The following is a 15,646-nucleotide window of genomic DNA, read 5'->3' as shown; positions in this document are numbered from 1 at the left end:
GCACGTCGGCCTCCATGCGTGCCGACGTTATAGGAAACGTACCCAAGGCATCCAAGAAAAAGCAACCAAACAGGCCCAGAAGCAGCAAACCTATACTGCCTCTGGGCCTAAGTGTAAGAATTGGGGAATGCCGCGCCCCAAGAGGGTCAGGCCTGTTGCCCGAGGCCCCACCACAGACGCAGCTCCGACGTCTCCGCACAATGCGGACAGCGGGCTAGAGACTCTCGTGGAAGGTTCGGGAGATAACCTCGTCCTGCTGCTCGCGGGTGAGCTTGTTGAAGTTCACGGCGTAGCCAGACACGCGCACGGTGAGCTGAGGGTACTTCTCGGGATGGGCCTGGGCGTCCAGCAGGGTGTCGCGGTTGAACACGTTGACGTTCAGGTGGTGGCCGCCCTCCTCGGCATAGCCGTCGAGCATGGATACCAGGTTATCCACCTGATCGGGAGCAACTTCGGAAGTCTTCATAGCGAGATCTCCTTTCTTGAAGGTGCAGATAGGGTCCGGAATATGACAAGCGGCAAGGGCTCTGAGCCTTAAAATCCGCACAGGTGGCGGGGTTCAGGGTTTCTCGGCAACCGAGAAACCCTGCCACTGCCACTTGAGAGAGCTTACTGGGCGACGACGTCCTCGGCGCCCTCGCGAGCGGAGAGGTCGGCTTCGCAGGCAGCGCAGACCTCGTTGGCGAAGGTGACCTCCACACCCAGGGCGTCGAGATCCAAATCGCCAAACATGACGTCGCCGTCCTTGCCCAGCGCGCCAGGCACGATGGAGAAGGTGTTGGAGATGCCGTCCTGGGCGTCCTTGAAGGGCATCTTGGCGACGGAGGCCAGGCTGGCCACGGCGCCGTGGCTGTCGCGATGGTGCATGGGGTTGGCGCCCGGGGCGAAGGCCTCGCCGGCCTTGCGGCCGTCGGGGGTGGAGCCGGTGGCTTTGCCGTAAACCACGTTGGAGGTAATGGTGAGCACCGAGGTGGTGGGCACGGACTTGCGGTAGGTCTCGTAACCGCGGATGTCGTGCATGAAGTCCTCGATGACCTGGGCGGCGATGGAGTCTACGCGATCGTCGTCATTGCCGTAGCGGGGGAAGTCGCCCTCGATCTCGAAGTCCACCACGATGCCGGCCTCGTTGCGGATGGGGCGCACGGTGGCGTACTTGATGGCAGACAGGGAGTCGGCCACGACGGAGAGGCCGGCGATGCCGGTGGCGAACCAGCGGTGCACATGCTCGTCGTGGAGGGCCATCTGCAGGCGCTCGTAGCAGTACTTGTCGTGCATGTAGTGGATGATGTTCAGGGCGTTGACGTAGACGCCGGCCAGCCAGTCCATCATGTCGTGGAACTTGTCCATGACGTCGTCGTAGTCGAGCACGTCGCCCACCACAGCGCGGTACTTGGGGCCGATCTGGGTGCCCAGCACCTCGTCCACACCGCCGTTGATGGCGTAGAGCAGGCACTTGGCCAGGTTGGCGCGGGCGCCGAAGAACTGCATCTCCTTGCCGATGCGCATGGAGGACACGCAGCAGGCGATGGCATAGTCGTCGCCGTGGTAGACGCGCATGAGGTCGTCGTTCTCATACTGGATGGAGCTGGAGACGATGGAGATCTTGGCGCAGTAGCGCTTGAAGGCCTCGGGCAGGCGAGTGGACCAGAGCACGGTGAGATTGGGCTCGGGAGAGGTGCCCAGGGTCTCCAGGGTGTGCAGGTAACGGAAGCTCATCTTGGTGACCAGAGGACGGCCGTCGATGCCCATGCCGCCGATGGACTCGGTGACCCACTGGGGATCGCCGGAGAACAGGGCGTTGTAATCGGGGGTGCGGGCGAACTTGACCATGCGCAGCTTCATGATGAAGTGGTCCACCAGCTCCTGAGCATCGCGCTCACAGATGGTGCCGCGCGCCAGGTCGCGCTCTGCGTAGATGTCCAGGAAGGTAGAGGTGCGGCCCAGCGACATGGCGGCGCCGTTTTGCTCCTTCACAGAGCCCAGGTAGCCAAAGTAGAGCCACTGGATGGCCTCTTGGAGGGTCTGCGCGGGGCGACCCAGGTCAAAGCCGTAGATCTCGCCCAGCTGCTTGAGCTCTTGGAGGGCGCGAATCTGCTCGGAGAGCTCCTCGCGGTGACGGATGACGGGCTCAGTCATGGTGGACTCGGTGCCCTCTTTTTGGCGCTTCTTGTCCTCGATGAGGAAATCCAGACCATAGAGGGCCACGCGGCGGTAGTCGCCGATGATGCGGCCGCGGCCGTAGGCATCGGGCAGGCCGGTGATGATGTGGGAGTGGCGGCAGGCGCGCATCTCGGGAGTGTAGACGTCAAACACGCCGGCGTTGTGGGTCTTGCGCAGGTTGGTGTAGATGTCGACGATCTGCTCGTCCACCTCGTAGCCATGGGACTGGCAGGCAGACACGGCCATGCGGATGCCGCCGTTGGGCTGCAGGGCGCGTTTCAAGGGCTTATCGGTCTGAAGGCCGACGATCTTCTCGTGAGCCTGATCGATGTAGCCAGGGCCATGGCTGGTGATGGTGGAGATGATATCGGTGTCCATGGCGATGACGCCGCCCATGGCCTGCTCTGCGGCGAACAGGTCCATGACCTGCTTCCAGAGGTGCTCCGTGTCTGGAGTGGCGTCCTCGAGGAAGCTCTCATCGCCCTCGTAAGGGGTGTAGTTGCGCTGGATGAAGTCGCGAACGTCGACCTCGTGCTCCCAGGGGCCAGCCTCGAAGCCGGCCCACGCCTCTTGCAGGGTCTCTTCCATGAGATGACTCTCTTTCATGCGATAGCCTGCCTGGGGTGGCGCGAGTGAGCGCGCTCGCGGGTGCGAATGCGAGTCCCCCGACGCGCCCGTACCCCATGCAGACTGATTCCACAGTAGGTGTCTGCCTGAACTTACCAGAGAAATCGAGCGGGTTTGCCAAATTACGCTGAATACACCTAAACGTATCTTTGGCATGGCTAATTTAAGCGAGAAATGAGGGACTAGCGGCTTGATTGGTATATTAAATGAGGCTTGTTGTGATTGCTGTATTTATGTATAAGACAAGCCGATAAAAGCGCTGCCCCGATAAGGGAGGCACACAAAGGTGGCGAGAGGGCGCGGAAAAGGTGAGGAAGGAATAACCCTCTTAGAGCCCTCAGAAAATATTCTACTTTAGCTACAATTGATAGCAGCTATTTGCCCTGATGTATTTCCGGTCCATATACGGATAAGTAGCTATCGTAGTACCTTCTCAGAGGGTGCCCGCAGCATCATTCTCGTGCGCCGCATTCCAGCACATAACGTTCCTGCGTGCCCATGCCTACGTGCCGCGACTATAGGATCTGCTCGAGGCAGGTCTTCTGGGGCACCAGGCCCATTGCCTCGTAAAACGCGCGCGCACCGGGATTGCACTCCCACACGTTCAACGTGAGGTTGTAAAAACCCTCATCATGGGCCCAATCGCGCACAAACTCATACAATGCAGTGCCCACATGCATCCCGCGGGCATCCTCGTCCACGCACAAGTCGTCGATGTAGAGCGTCTTGAAATCCTGCATGAGGCGGTCGGGGCGATGGTCCTGGATCACTGTGTAGCAAGAGCCCACCAGACGTTCGGGGTCCTCCTCCACAGCGGCAACCCACACAGGGCGGTTTTTATCGGCAAGAAGGGCTTCCAGCTCTTGGGCGCTGTACTTGGTGGTGCGGGCAAAGAGGTCGGGGCGCCCGTCGGCATGGACCGCGTTCACCTGCACGAGCAGATCGAGCAGCGCGGGAATGTCGATGGGTTGGGCTCGGCGGATGATGAGGTCCATAGGAGGGCGCCCCCTGGGATGTTGTTCGTTTTTTGATGCTAAGGGAGGATTGCGGGGCGCGGGGCGCACCGTCCGCGCGCCGGCTGTTAGACGTTGAAGCGGAAATGCATGACGTCGCCGTCTTGGACCACGTAATCCTTGCCCTCCATGCGCAGCTTGCCCTGGGCACGGCAGCCGGCTTCGCCGCCCAGCTCCACGTAGTCGTCGTAGCTGGCCACCTCGGCCTTGATGAAGCCACGCTCGAAGTCGGAGTGGATGACGCCGGCGGCCTGGGGAGCCTTGGCGCCGATGGGAATGGTCCAGGCTTTGACCTCCATGGGACCTGCGGTGAAGTAGCTCTGAAGGCCAAGAGTGCGGTAGGCGGTTTGGGCCAGCACCTCGAGGCCGCTCTTCTCAAGACCCAGGCTCTCCAAGAAGTCCTTGGCTTCCTCGTCGCCCAGCTCGGCGATCTCGGCCTCTACCTCGGCGCAGATGGGGATGGGGGTCTCGCCGTCGATGGGAGCCGGGGTCTCGCCCACCTTGTCCTCGTCGACGTTGGCCACATAGATCACCGGCTTCATGGTGAGCAAGAAGAGCTCCTTGGCGGCGGCGCGCTCCTCGGGCGTCATGCCCATGGCGGCGGCACGCTTGCCGTCGTTGAGCCAGGCCTGAAGGCGCTGAGCCACGGCCAGCTTGGGAGCCAGCTCCTTGTCGCGCCGGGCCTCCTTCTCCAGCTTGGGCAGCTGCTTTTCCAGGGTGGCGATGTCTGCCAAGATGAGCTCGGTCATGATGGTGTCGGCGTCGGCCGCAGGGTCGACACGGCCATCCACATGGACGACATCAGGGTCGGAGAAGTAGCGCACCACCTCGCAGATGGCGTCAGTCTCGCGGATGTTGGCCAAGAACTGGTTGCCCAGGCCTTCGCCGGCATTGGCGCCCTTGACCAGGCCGGCGATGTCTACGAACTCCACCGTGGCCGGCACGATGCGCTCAGGGGAGACGATGGCAGCCAGCTCGCCCAGCCGAGCATCTGGCACGTCCACGATGCCCACATTGGGCTCGATAGTGGCGAAGGGATAGTTGGCGGCCAAGCCGGCGCGCTTGGTGAGGGCGGTAAAGAGCGTGGACTTGCCCACGTTGGGCAAACCTACGATGCCGATGGAGAGAGCCACAGCGAAGGTCCTTTCTTAAGTTTCATGCTGGCTCTACTGTACCCCCTTCGCGAAAGACAGGTGCCCTAGACTGTTCGCCATCGAAGCTGCACCATACCCCTGTCAGCATCCACCACCAGATCTCCGGCTTGCAGATCCTGTATTGCCAAAAGCAACGTGAGCGCCACGTCTTCAGCGGCTTTCTTGGAAAGAGGCTCAGCAAAGCTTAGTGTGAGAGCAACCCTCTGATCCAGTTGCGCCACACGGCTTTGCCGAGAAGGCCGTAGCTCAAGCCCAGCGGCCTCGATGTGCTGTGGTGCCAAGTCGCACCGGTCCATCCAGTGGCTCAGAGTGGAGAGTGCCTGGTCAACTAGGAACGCATCGGCCCAGATTGCCAGGAACCCGCTGGTGCGCGGGGCTTCTGAAGACCACCGGCCCCGTTGAGCCTCATCCAAAAGGTAGGGAGCCAAGTCGATCCGGGTCATCTGAACCGGCTCTTTATCTTCCTCCACCCAGGCGAGCTTGGCCAGGTCATCCAAGGTCTGCTGGATCTTAGCGACCTCCTCTGCAACTAAGCCCGCCGACTCTTGAGGATTCATAAGGCCATCTTCACAGGCCTCCACGAATCCCCGAATAGCCATCAGGGGCCCCTTTACCTCATGGGAGCCCAAGACGTAACGGCTTCTTATTTGCTCATAGTTTTGGGCAATGGCTTTTGAGGCGGTCCTCAATAGAAATTGCTGAGCCAAGAGACCCAAAAACGCACTCGCAGCCACGATCACCCAGGCAGCGTTGATGGCGTGGATGGCTTGGGACACATCCACCATGACCACCCAAAGGCCAGGGCCATAAAGCGGCTCTAGAGGTCCCTCTTGAAGGTAGTAATAGGCCCGCACGTGAGGCCATCCATCGAGAAGCTGGACGGTGCGCTGTTCAGGCAGGCTGCCGAGTCCCTCCTCATCGCTTACCTGAGAGAGCACGCTGTGGAGCGCTTGGCTCTCAGGGGGATATTCAGGGTTATATTCTTTCAGGGGATACCTCACGACTTGCATGTCCCAAGAGCTTGGGTCTGCTCGCTGGTCCAAGCACCACGAAAGTGTCTCTTTTGCCTGGGCGTCCACTACTATCAGCGGACCTGCAAAGGCCGCAATGAGTAGAAGGGCGCAAGTAATCCATTGGACGCCGGAAAGGCGCCTCAATCCAGATTGACTGTTCATGAAGACCCCTCTCTCACCACCAAGCGCACGCCCCTTCCCCACAGGGTTTCGATGCCAACCGAGCTACCAGCGTGGTCCAGCTTGATTCTGAGCCTACGCAGAGCCTCGTCCACCGCTCGAGAGGAAGAGCCAGAAGGATAGCCCCACAGCTCGCAGAGCAGCTCTTCTCGGCTCACAAGGGCCCCCTGAAGCTTCACGAGATGCTGGAGGAGCTGGGATTCTTGGGGCGTGAGAGAAAGACTGGTAGCACCGGCAACCCAGGAGGCGTCAGCTGGGCTCCACCTAAGAGAGCCAAAAGACAGCGGCTGAGCGCAAGACTCAGGCTTGCGGAGCAGTGCATGCACCTGAGCCACCACTACTCGGGGGCTGGCAGGTTTGACCAGATAGGCGTCAGCCCCCAAAGAAAGGCCAGCATAGAAGCTTGGCTCTGTGGCATCCCCTGTGAGAACCAGAGTCGGAGCTGAAGAGATCGCCCTGAGTTGCTGGAGCACCTCTTGACCCTGGGCATCTGGAAGTGAGAGATCCACTACCGCAGCATCAAAAGATCCCGTGCGCGCTGCATCGATAAAGTCGGCACAGCTCTCAAAGGAATGCACCTCATGGCCTGCATCCTCCAGATACCGTACCACTATGGACCTGGTAGCAGATGAATCTTCTACATAGAGAATGCGGGCCATGAACGCTCCTAGACTCTCATATACGAGAATGCATACGAATAAACCTGAGTGCTTACCTGGCGCGAATACACACTTCGAACTCCATTTACAGTTCGATAAGTTGTATAAGGAACGCATTTATAACAAGTGTTTTGAGTCGCCAAGCAATAAACACCTGCCGGAATATTGACACTATATGAAGTGACGGTGGATGCCCTGTTGCCTAAAGGATAATTCACGGCCACCGATCCCCATGGGGCGCCAAAACTAAATGTTATAGAGCCGGTTCCTCCTGCATTAGGAATAATATAAATCGAGCCACCACCACTTATCATCACGCCACCATTAGGTTGGCCACTCACTCTGTGATATCCAGTGTATTTATATTGAGGAGACTCATAAACATTGTCATAAGTTGGACGAGATGAATAAGCCAAATCTTGCTCAGTGTCATATTCCATTAATTGTTGGATTAACTGGAGCCCCTCTTCATGTACCTTCTCATCCGTAATACTGTCGAGCTCTTGTTTGGTTAGATTCGGAACCGCAGGAACCCATGACTCCGTAGAGAGTAATTCGGATGCATGAGCTGTATGCATCACAGGGATAAATGGTGATAGAGTCAGCGCTGATGCAACCTTTAAGAATGAACGCCTACTTAGACTATCGCGGTTTTGCATGGCTACTCTCCTTTAAGCCATAGCTCATATAACTTTAAAGGGTCCCTGCAATTGAATATATATGAAGTAACTTTTCAGCTTTGACACCATCACGACACAATAGAGGAGCTATAGCAGCTTCTCTATTGTGTCGTCCATATTTATTCTTAATCAACAAAAACCAAGAAACCTCATCCCAAAGGTTAGGAATCGTTGTCTGCCAGGGAGTCCGAGAGCTTCTCCAGCATGTCGAGGCCTTTGAGCATGGAGGCTTTGCCCTGCTCCTTGAGCTTTTCTACCTCGGCCTTTTGCTCGGCTTCCTTCTCCTTGCGGTCGCGCTCCTCCTCGTCGGGCAGCACAATGTCTGAGGCATCGCAGAACTCGTACTCGATGGCCTTGGTGGGGCACACATGCTCGCAGGCGCCGCACTGGACGCAGAACTCCGGCTCGCAAGACCAGCGGCCGTCGTCGGTGATCTCGATGCAGTGGGTGGGGCATACCTGCTCGCAGGCGCCGCAAAGGGTGCAGGCGTCCATGTCACAGAGAGGTTCGTAGAGGTCGATGTTGGCCGCCAACTCCGGATGCTTTTGCAGCGCTCCCATCATGATCTTGCGGCGGTCTAGAAGAATACGCCGGCGGTTCTTGGAGCTGGTGGTGCCCACCGCCTTGTCCAGCTGCCGCTGCAGGGCGCTCATCTGCCGCTTGTGCGCATCCAGCATCTGGGTGACGCGTCTCGCGGCCGTGAGCACGGGGTTGGTGCGGCTCACCAGGCGCTCGCCGCTCTTGAGGATGGTCTCCACGAACTCCTTACGCTGCCAGCTGCGGCGCATCTCGCAGGTGAGCTCTTCCTCATCCACCACCAGGTTGAGGCCAAAGCCTGCCCAGGTCTCGGCGCGGGCGATGAGGTCACAGTAGACTTCCTCGCCGGTGGTGGTGCGACAGCGGTCGCAGATGCCCAGAGGCAGATAGATGCTCAAATGGGAGAATCGCACCATCAGGGCCAGCCAGACTTCCGAGGGCACCACGCCTATGCAGGGAAGCACCACTTCATTCTCCCGAGGCAAGCGTCCCAGCGCACGGGTGCAGGTCACATAGGCGGTCTCGTGGCTGGCGGCAGCGCCGGCGATGCGGTCGTAGAGCTTGTTGGCGTTGATCTCCCGAGCATGATAGGACTCACTAGGGCAGGCAGAGACGCAGAGTCCGCACTTGATGCAGGTGTCGTCGATCTCGATACCTCCGCCTTCGATATGGATAGAGCCCTTGGGGCACACGTCGATGCAGCGGGTGCAGGTAGTGGGATCTTTGCTCTTGCAACTGGTGCATGAAGGGGGCGCAGGGCGCGGTCGCTCCTTGTAGTCGGCAGGGTTCCATACCGGGACCTCGCCAGGCTCGGCCGCCAGAGAGTTGGCGATCTGGGCCAACGGGTTCTTGATGGCTTTAAAGTCCTGGGACATATCGATGATGTCATCGAGAAAATCGCGCTTCTCGGCCATGGGGGCTCCTGATTCCTCGCGGCGTGCCACCAGAGCGCGCCGATCCCTAAAGCTTATAAGGGCCTGAATCTGTCATTGTACGTTACTGGCCCCTCCCCCATTTTTGACATCTCGGGGTAACAGCTGCCACGGGGACACTCCGGCGGCAGCAGCAAAGTCGGCGGGGTTTCTCGGCAGGAAGGGCCGCGCGGGCGCGAGAGGGTAGGATAGACAGAGAATGAATGTGCGAGGGGCGCGCTTTGGGTGCCCCTCTTACCGATAAGGACGTGGTCATGGAGCGTGCCACCGTATTGTCCCCGGCCAGCTATGGCGAGCTGGGAGATTTGGCCGTCGAGCTCAATAGCCGAGAAACACTTACCCGCGAGGAGGCCTTCGATGCCTTCATGGAGTGGTGCGCGGGGCGGGGCATCGAGCTGTGGCCCCATCAGGAAGACGCGCTCATGGCCCTTTTGATGGGAGACCACGTGGTGCTGGGGACGCCAACGGGCTCGGGAAAGAGCCTGGTGGCGGCCGGCATGTGCTTCATGGCCGCCTGTATGGGCGAGACCTCCTACTACACGGCGCCCATCAAAGCGCTGGTGTCGGAGAAATTCTTCGACCTGGTGGAGCTCTTTGGGCGCGATCTGGTGGGCATGCTCACCGGCGACGCGCAGATAAACCCGGATGCCCCCATCATCTGCTGCACGGCAGAGATCCTAGCCAACAAGGCGTTGGCCGGCGGCGCCCACGCCAACGTGGACTGGGTGGCGGCAGACGAGTTCCACTTCTTCGCAGACCCCGATCGCGGCAAGGCCTGGCAGATTCCGCTGCTGTGCCTGCCTCAGGCGCGCTTCTTGCTCATGAGCGCCACCCTAGGCAACATGGACGACATCTGCGAGCTGCTGGAGAAGCAAACGGGCAGGCAGGTGGATCAGATCACCGATGCCGAGCGGCCGGTACCCCTCTCCTACCGCTACGAGCTTAACCCGCTGGAGACCACGGTGGAGCTGGCGCTGCGCAACGGGGAAGGACCCTTGTATCTGGTGCACTTCTCCCAGGTGGCGGCCCTAAACACCGCCCAGGCGCTCTCCAGCTACGGGGTCACCTCCAAAGAGCAGCGCAAGGCCATCCAGGAGGCCTGCCGCGGAACCCACTTTTCCACCGCTTTTGGCAAGACGCTCAAGCGCCTGTTGGCCAGCGGGGTGGGAGTGCATCATGCAGGCATGCTGCCTCGCTATCGCCTGCTGGTAGAGAAGCTGGCCCAGCAGGGGTTGCTGCCGGTGATCTGCGGCACCGACACCCTGGGCGTGGGCATCAACGTGCCCATCCATACGGTGGTGTTCACCGCGCTCTCCAAGTTCGACGGCCACAGGACGCGCCGGCTGCGCTCTCGCGAGTTCCACCAGATCGCCGGCCGTGCCGGCCGTGCCGGCTTTGACACCGAGGGCTTGGTCATCGCCGAGGCTCCCGAGCACGTCATAGAGAACGAGCGTGCCTTGGCCAAGGCGGGAGACGATCCCAAGAAGCGCCGCCGCGTCAAACGCAAACAGCCGCCCGAGGGCTTTGTGAGCTGGGACGAGAGCACTTTCACCAAGCTGGCGGAGTCTGTCCCAGAAAAGCTCACGCCCCGCCTGAACATCACCCACTCCATGGTGCTGGAGCTGGTGAGCCGCCACGGTGACGCCCGCGCAGAGGCCAGCCGCCTCATCGCAGACTCCCTGCAAACCCCCGAGCAAAAAACGGCTCTTGAGATCCGGGCCACCGAGATCTTTGCCACCCTCATCGACTCCGGCGTGGTGGTAGTGGAGCTGCCAGAGGGCGCTCCGGCAGACGCCGATCCTTGCGCCCCCGGCGGCTGCGACGCCTCCTATACCCTCACCGTGGAGCTGCCGGACGACTTCGCGCTGGACCAGCCGCTCTCCCCCTTCCTGATCGAGGCCCTGGAGCTTTTGGACCCTGAGAGCGACACTTACGCGCTGGACGTCATCTCCATGGTGGAGGCCACGCTGGACGACCCGGTGCAGATCCTCAAAGCCCAGCGCAAGAAGGCAGTGGAAGCCAAGAAGGCCGAGCTCAAAGCCGAGGGCGTGCCCTTCGAGGAGCGCGACGAGCTCTTGAGCGAGGTCACCTACGAGCAGCCCTTGAAAGACCTGCTGGAAGAAGCCTTTGCCCTCTACTGCACTTCTGTGCCCTGGGCCAACGACTACCAGCTGCGGCCCAAGAGCGTGCTGCGCGCCATGATCGAGAGCGCCAACGACTTCAAGAGCTACATTCAGGCCATGGGCATTTCTCGGGTGGAAGGCATCTTGCTTCGCTACCTCTCCGATGCCTACCAGGTGCTCGACCGCACGGTTCCTCCCGACAAACGCGACCAGCGCCTGGACGACATCGTGGCGTGGCTGGGGCTCATGGTGCGCTCGGTGGACTCCAGCCTGGTGGACGCCTGGGCCCAGGTGGGCCAGCAGGATATGGAGGGCCCCGGCGCCTTTGTGGAGGCAGACGCCGTGGTCAAAGACCGCCGCGGCCTCAAGCTGCTGGTGCGAAACGCCCTCATCCGCCGCGTGACCTTGGCGGCCAGAGACGATGCCGCCTCCCTGGGCGCCCTGGATGTGGACTGGGGCTACGGCGAGCGGGTGTGGCGCCAAGTGCTGGACCGCTACTACGACGTCTACGACGAGGTGATCTTGGACGCCGACGCCCGTTCCGATGCCTACTTCGAGCTGGACGAATCTGCCGAGAAAACCGACCATCTGTGGCATGTGACTCAGATCTTCGATGACCCCGAGGGCAACCGGGACTTTCGCATCACTGCCGAGGTGGACCTGGATGCCACCCAGACCTCCGACGGCGTGGTCTTTGCCGCTTACAAAGTGGGCTTTTGGGAGGACTAGGATGCACGGCTTTTGAGCGAGGCGTCCCTGGGTAAAAACCAGATTTGCCAAAAGATCCGCGCCCCAGGGGCGCCTCTCGAGAAAGCGGTGGTTATGCTCGAAAAAGCTCGCCTGGCTGCCATCAAGGCCTACACACGCCATAAACCCGACGTAGTGGAAGGCTACGAGGCCATCCGTGCCTTTGAAGATGCCGCCTCCAAGGTAGAGGCCCCCAACCTGCGCATCCGTGAGGACTCGCTCACCGTGCGCGCCAAGGACGGCTACGAGATTCCCTGCCGCACCTTCACCCCCTTAGACATCAGCCTGTCGCTCAAAGAGGGCGCCACGGTGGAGGAAGACTGGGAAGGCACTGTCGTCTTCTTCCACGGTGGCGGCTGGGTCACCGGCCAGGTGGACCTCTACGCAGACTTTTGCAAGGACGCCGCGCTCGCCTTGAAGCGCCGCATCGTGTCGGTGGACTACCGTTTGGCTCCCGAGAGCCGCTTTCCCGTGCCCGCAGAGGATTGCTACGCCGTCACCAAAGCCGTGATGGAGGGCCAGGTCTTCTCGGATGTGGTGCCAGACCACGTGGTGCTCATGGGAGACTCCGCTGGAGGTAACCTGGCCGCAGCCGTGGCCCTTATGGCCCGGGACCGCGGCGAGTTTAGTCCCAAGACCGCCATCTTCTACTATCCGGTGTTAAACAATGACTACGGGCCCTCGGCTCCCTTCGCCTCGGTGGCAGAAAACGGCCATGATTACATTCTCACGGCAGAGGACCTCCAGGAATACCTCATGCTCTACTCCGAGCATCCGGACGACTTGCAGTGCCCCTACCTGGCCCCCTGGCTGGAAGGCGACCTCACTGGCCTTCCGCGCACGCTCATCCTCTCGGCCGAGCTGTGCCCTTTGCGCGACGAGGACGAGGCCTTTGCAAAGCGACTGAGCGATGCCGGCACCCCCGCCGCCTGCTACCGCATGCGCGACGCCATGCACGGCTACCTGCTCTACCCCACCTCGGCCGAGACCACCAAAATATCTTTGGGCATTTGCCGCAGCTTCCTGGACGGCGAAGCCCTCACCCAAGGGACTGATTCCACGTGGCTCGAGATACTTGGTATCGCCTAGACAACATAGGCAAGTATTACGCAGCCCAAGCAGGACGTCGCACCCAAACGGTGTTTCGTTATGCTGCACAAATGGACAGATTAGTGGACCCTGCTTTGCTGCAGCAAGCGCTGGATGCCACTACCGAGAAGTTCTGCCACTTCAACGTGCACCTTCGCTCAGGCCTGTTCTGGCACTACCTCCAACAGGTGACCGAGCCTGTGGTGGTGACCCCTGAGAACCTGCCCATCTGCTCGCCTTTGCATGCGGGCAGGCGGGCGCCCCTCTTCAGGGTGAGCTACTACGAGCAACGCATCAACTTTGAAGTGAGCCACATCATCTCAGACGGCCGCGGCTCCCTGGAGTTTTTCAAGGAGCTGCTACGCCAGTATGTGGAGCGGGCTTATGGCGAGGCGCTGCCGGCTACCAGCTATAACGCCACTCATAACGAGAGCATCGAAGACGCCTTTGACAAGAACTTCGAGCCGCAAAACTCCAAAACGGCCGCGCTTTCCAGGGCCTACCATATCCCTTCTCCCAAGATGACCGACGACCCCAGTTTCTTGGAATATCATCTGCCCTGTTCAGCCGTGCTGGCGCTGGCCCATGAGTGGCAGGTGAGTTTGAGCTCAGTGCTTATGGCTGCTTTGGTAGAGGCCATCCATTCCACCTTCAAGCGCCGGGATGTTGGGCGCCGCCCCATACGCATTGGCTTGCCGGTGGATTTACGCAGCCATTTTGGCTCCCACACCACCCGCAACTTCTTTGGTATGACCTTCACCACCATCGACACCGGCCAAAAGCTGCCCGAGGCTTTTGCGCTGGCCCGCCTCATCCAAACGCAGATCAGCGCCCAAACCCAGCTGGACGCCCTGAAGCTGCGCATGAACGCCATGGTGAAGCTGGAGAAAAACCCGCTGGTGCGCGTCGCCCCGGTGTTTCTCAAAGACTTGGGGCTCTATGCGGCAAACCTGGACGCAGAACGCGGGGTCACCGCCACCCTCTCCAACTTGGGGCGCATCACCCTCGAGCCCGAGGTGGCGACCCATGTGAAGTCCATCAACATCCTTACTTCTACCCAGGGGCTCAACCTTCTGGCGTGCTCACTTGGAGACGACCTTTCCTTGGGCTTGAGCACGGTCTATACCAACCTCGATGTCATCCAGGAGTTTGTGAGGTTCTTCTCGGACCGCCAGATCTTTGGCTACATCAACTACAGCCGCGCCACGCCGCTTCCTGAGGCGAAGGAGCCGGTTGAGGAGGATCGCGCATGAAGTATTGCTCCCATTGCAAGGTGGATTTCTCTGGCGACCTCGACACTTGCCCGCTGTGCCAACGGCCGCTCACCGGCTCGCCCAGCCCCGCAGTGTTTCCCCATGCCGCCATCGTGAAGCCCCAGAAGCTCATGATCTCCTTTGTCTTTTTTGGCTCCGGAGCAGCAGTGTTTACCATGGCGCTGCTCTGCGGGCTGGGGGTCATTCCGCCCAACATCGCGCTGTTGGTGAGCGGCGTGGTGGTTGCCAACGGGCTCTTTGTGCGCAACCTCATCGTGCAAAACCCGGGCTTTGTGCGGGGCGCCTCCCGCTATCTGCTGCTGCTCATTGGCCTGTCGCTCCTGTGCTATCTGCTCACCCAGGCAGACTTCTTCACCTCGCTGGTGATTCCCATCATTTGTTTGTCTGCCCTGGCCTTCGACGTTCTGCTGCTTTTGGTGCGCCGCCAACATTTCGCCGCCGAGTTTGCCAAGTACCTCATCTGCGACGTCATCTGCGGATTCATCCCTCTGGTGCTTGTGCTTCTAGGCTTTTCCCACTGGCCTCCTTTGGCGTTTATTTGCGCCTTTTGCTCGGCGATACTGGGGCTCTTTGTCTTTGTGTTCCTGCGCCAGGAGCTCTTTGGGGGCACCTCCAAGCTGTTCAACGCTTAGTGAAGACGGACTGGCAGACCCCAGAAGAGAGGTCTGCCGGCCTTTTGCTCTTGAGGGGCCTGCGTCAGATGGGTTACGGCCAGCCTTTCAGGCCCAACCTAAGCCATCCCCCAGTTGGACGATCTCGTGATAAAGAAGGGTGTGGCGCTCATCGCAATCGCGGTCGCAGTGCATATGGCCAAAGTACCAGCGCTTATAGTCCAGCTTGCCTTCTAGCTCATCCAAGAAGTCGGTGAGCCGATCTCGCTGGGGATACTCCCACCCAGGATTGGGATAGAGCGCCTTTGGAAGCAGCGAGTTGGCGCAGGTATGGGTGATCACATAGTCTACCTGCCAGTCGCAGGCATCCAGCTGCGTGCGGGCGGTTTCAAAATGGCGCTCGTCGGGGAGCTCCTGTGGCCACCAGTTGATTTGAGGTGTGCGCCATGCTTGATCCACGCTGGTAGCGCCACCCATAGTGAAGATCCTGCATCCATCGATATCGTAGACCTGGCCTCGACACGGGCGCCTGATGGGCGAATGAGGACGCAGGCGCTGTACCGCTCCCCCATGCCATTGCTCGTAGGGACGCCCTGCCCACCAGTCATAGCGCTCATGGTTGCCGTCCACAAACAGCAAGGTAAAGGGGCCTTGCTCAAGCCAGTGGAGGTCGTAGTATTCCTCTTCAGAGAAGTCCCAAGGGTAGCCAAAATCGCCTGCCACAATAAGGTAGTCGCGGCGCGAAAGAGTAGGGCCTACCTCCCAGTCGTAAAGCTTTTGGATATCCATCCCACCATGAAGATCGCCGGTCACATAGATGGTCATAGGCCACCTCCCTTCCAAAATC

The 15,646-nt window shown here is 60.1% G+C and carries 13 protein-coding genes; 4 read left to right on the top strand and 9 right to left on the bottom strand.

The window, feature by feature from the left end:
• Nucleotides 1–214: 214 nt before the first annotated feature.
• The 8 genes from grcA3 to E5334_RS03590 all read right to left on the bottom strand — a co-directional run bounded on the left by grcA3 (nt 215) and on the right by E5334_RS03590 (nt 8,937).
• Nucleotides 215–466 carry an autonomous glycyl radical cofactor GrcA3 gene (gene grcA3 / locus E5334_RS03625; RefSeq protein ID WP_136012248.1) on the bottom strand — a complete coding sequence of 84 codons (252 nt, stop codon included), beginning with the start codon at nt 464–466 and terminating at the stop codon, nt 215–217.
• A gap of 143 nt (nt 467–609) precedes the next feature.
• Nucleotides 610–2,736, bottom strand: a complete 2,127-nt coding sequence (gene pflB / locus E5334_RS03620) for a formate C-acetyltransferase (RefSeq protein WP_136012506.1) — start codon at nt 2,734–2,736, stop codon at nt 610–612.
• Between the two features lie 566 nt (nt 2,737–3,302).
• Nucleotides 3,303–3,782 carry a GNAT family N-acetyltransferase gene (locus E5334_RS03615; protein ID WP_136012247.1) on the bottom strand — a complete coding sequence of 160 codons (480 nt, stop codon included), beginning with the start codon at nt 3,780–3,782 and terminating at the stop codon, nt 3,303–3,305.
• Nucleotides 3,783–3,868: 86 nt separating this feature from the next.
• Nucleotides 3,869–4,933, bottom strand: coding sequence for a redox-regulated ATPase YchF (gene ychF, locus E5334_RS03610; RefSeq protein WP_136012246.1), 1,065 nt, complete (start codon nt 4,931–4,933; stop codon nt 3,869–3,871).
• A 65-nt stretch (nt 4,934–4,998) separates the two neighbouring features.
• Nucleotides 4,999–6,129 (bottom strand): sensor histidine kinase family protein, encoded by a 1,131-nt coding sequence (locus E5334_RS03605; RefSeq protein WP_136012245.1) that lies wholly within the window; start codon nt 6,127–6,129, stop codon nt 4,999–5,001.
• Nucleotides 6,126–6,806, bottom strand: coding sequence for a response regulator transcription factor (locus E5334_RS03600; protein WP_167604284.1), 681 nt, complete (start codon nt 6,804–6,806; stop codon nt 6,126–6,128). Before E5334_RS03600 ends, E5334_RS03605 begins: the two co-directional genes overlap by 4 nt.
• An 8-nt stretch (nt 6,807–6,814) precedes the next feature.
• On the bottom strand, nt 6,815–7,465 hold the full coding sequence (locus tag E5334_RS03595; RefSeq protein WP_136012243.1) for a hypothetical protein: 651 nt from the start codon (nt 7,463–7,465) through the stop codon (nt 6,815–6,817).
• A gap of 182 nt (nt 7,466–7,647) precedes the next feature.
• Nucleotides 7,648–8,937, bottom strand: a complete 1,290-nt coding sequence (locus E5334_RS03590; protein ID WP_136012242.1) for a 4Fe-4S binding protein — start codon at nt 8,935–8,937, stop codon at nt 7,648–7,650.
• Nucleotides 8,938–9,209: 272 nt separating this feature from the next.
• On the opposite strand from E5334_RS03590, the gene E5334_RS03585 reads away from it, so the two are divergent.
• The 4 genes from E5334_RS03585 to E5334_RS03570 all read left to right on the top strand — a co-directional run bounded on the left by E5334_RS03585 (nt 9,210) and on the right by E5334_RS03570 (nt 14,820).
• Entirely contained in the window at nt 9,210–11,807 is a 2,598-nt protein-coding gene (locus E5334_RS03585; RefSeq protein ID WP_136012505.1) for a DEAD/DEAH box helicase, read from the top strand.
• A gap of 93 nt (nt 11,808–11,900) precedes the next feature.
• The gene (locus E5334_RS03580) at nt 11,901–12,914 is read left to right on the top strand and encodes an alpha/beta hydrolase (RefSeq protein WP_136012241.1); all 1,014 of its coding nucleotides are present in this window, start codon (nt 11,901–11,903) and stop codon (nt 12,912–12,914) included.
• The gene (locus tag E5334_RS03575) at nt 12,887–14,167 is read left to right on the top strand and encodes an alcohol acetyltransferase (RefSeq protein ID WP_136012240.1); all 1,281 of its coding nucleotides are present in this window, start codon (nt 12,887–12,889) and stop codon (nt 14,165–14,167) included. Before E5334_RS03580 ends, E5334_RS03575 begins: the two co-directional genes overlap by 28 nt.
• Complete coding sequence (locus E5334_RS03570) at nt 14,164–14,820, top strand: DUF6320 domain-containing protein (RefSeq protein WP_136012239.1); 657 nt, start codon at nt 14,164–14,166, stop codon at nt 14,818–14,820. The genes E5334_RS03575 and E5334_RS03570 overlap by 4 nt, the downstream gene beginning before the upstream one ends.
• 87 nt (nt 14,821–14,907) lie before the next feature.
• On the opposite strand, the gene E5334_RS03565 is transcribed toward E5334_RS03570, so the two are convergent.
• Nucleotides 14,908–15,624, bottom strand: coding sequence for a metallophosphoesterase (locus tag E5334_RS03565; protein WP_136012238.1), 717 nt, complete (start codon nt 15,622–15,624; stop codon nt 14,908–14,910).
• Between the last annotated feature and the right edge of the window lie 22 nt (nt 15,625–15,646).

The sequence above is a fragment of the Muricaecibacterium torontonense genome (genome assembly GCF_004793925.1).
Lineage (GTDB): Bacteria > Actinomycetota > Coriobacteriia > Coriobacteriales > Atopobiaceae > Leptogranulimonas > Leptogranulimonas caecicola.
This window is presented reverse-complemented; position numbering and strand designations above follow the sequence as displayed.

Excerpts from the sequence above, each read along its gene's own strand:
- E5334_RS03565 (WP_136012238.1), bottom strand. The coding sequence starts at position 15,624 with ATGACCATCTATGTGACCGGCGATCTTCATGGTGGGATGGATATCCAA.
- E5334_RS03600 (WP_167604284.1), bottom strand. The coding sequence starts at position 6,806 with ATGGCCCGCATTCTCTATGTAGAAGATTCATCTGCTACCAGGTCCATA.
- E5334_RS03595 (WP_136012243.1), bottom strand. The coding sequence starts at position 7,465 with ATGCAAAACCGCGATAGTCTAAGTAGGCGTTCATTCTTAAAGGTTGCA.
- E5334_RS03605 (WP_136012245.1), bottom strand. The coding sequence starts at position 6,129 with ATGAACAGTCAATCTGGATTGAGGCGCCTTTCCGGCGTCCAATGGATT.
- E5334_RS03590 (WP_136012242.1), bottom strand. The coding sequence starts at position 8,937 with ATGGCCGAGAAGCGCGATTTTCTCGATGACATCATCGATATGTCCCAG.
- E5334_RS03585 (WP_136012505.1), top strand. The coding sequence starts at position 9,210 with ATGGAGCGTGCCACCGTATTGTCCCCGGCCAGCTATGGCGAGCTGGGA.
- E5334_RS03570 (WP_136012239.1), top strand. The coding sequence starts at position 14,164 with ATGAAGTATTGCTCCCATTGCAAGGTGGATTTCTCTGGCGACCTCGAC.
- E5334_RS03580 (WP_136012241.1), top strand. The coding sequence starts at position 11,901 with ATGCTCGAAAAAGCTCGCCTGGCTGCCATCAAGGCCTACACACGCCAT.
- grcA3 (WP_136012248.1), bottom strand. The coding sequence starts at position 466 with ATGAAGACTTCCGAAGTTGCTCCCGATCAGGTGGATAACCTGGTATCC.
- E5334_RS03615 (WP_136012247.1), bottom strand. The coding sequence starts at position 3,782 with ATGGACCTCATCATCCGCCGAGCCCAACCCATCGACATTCCCGCGCTG.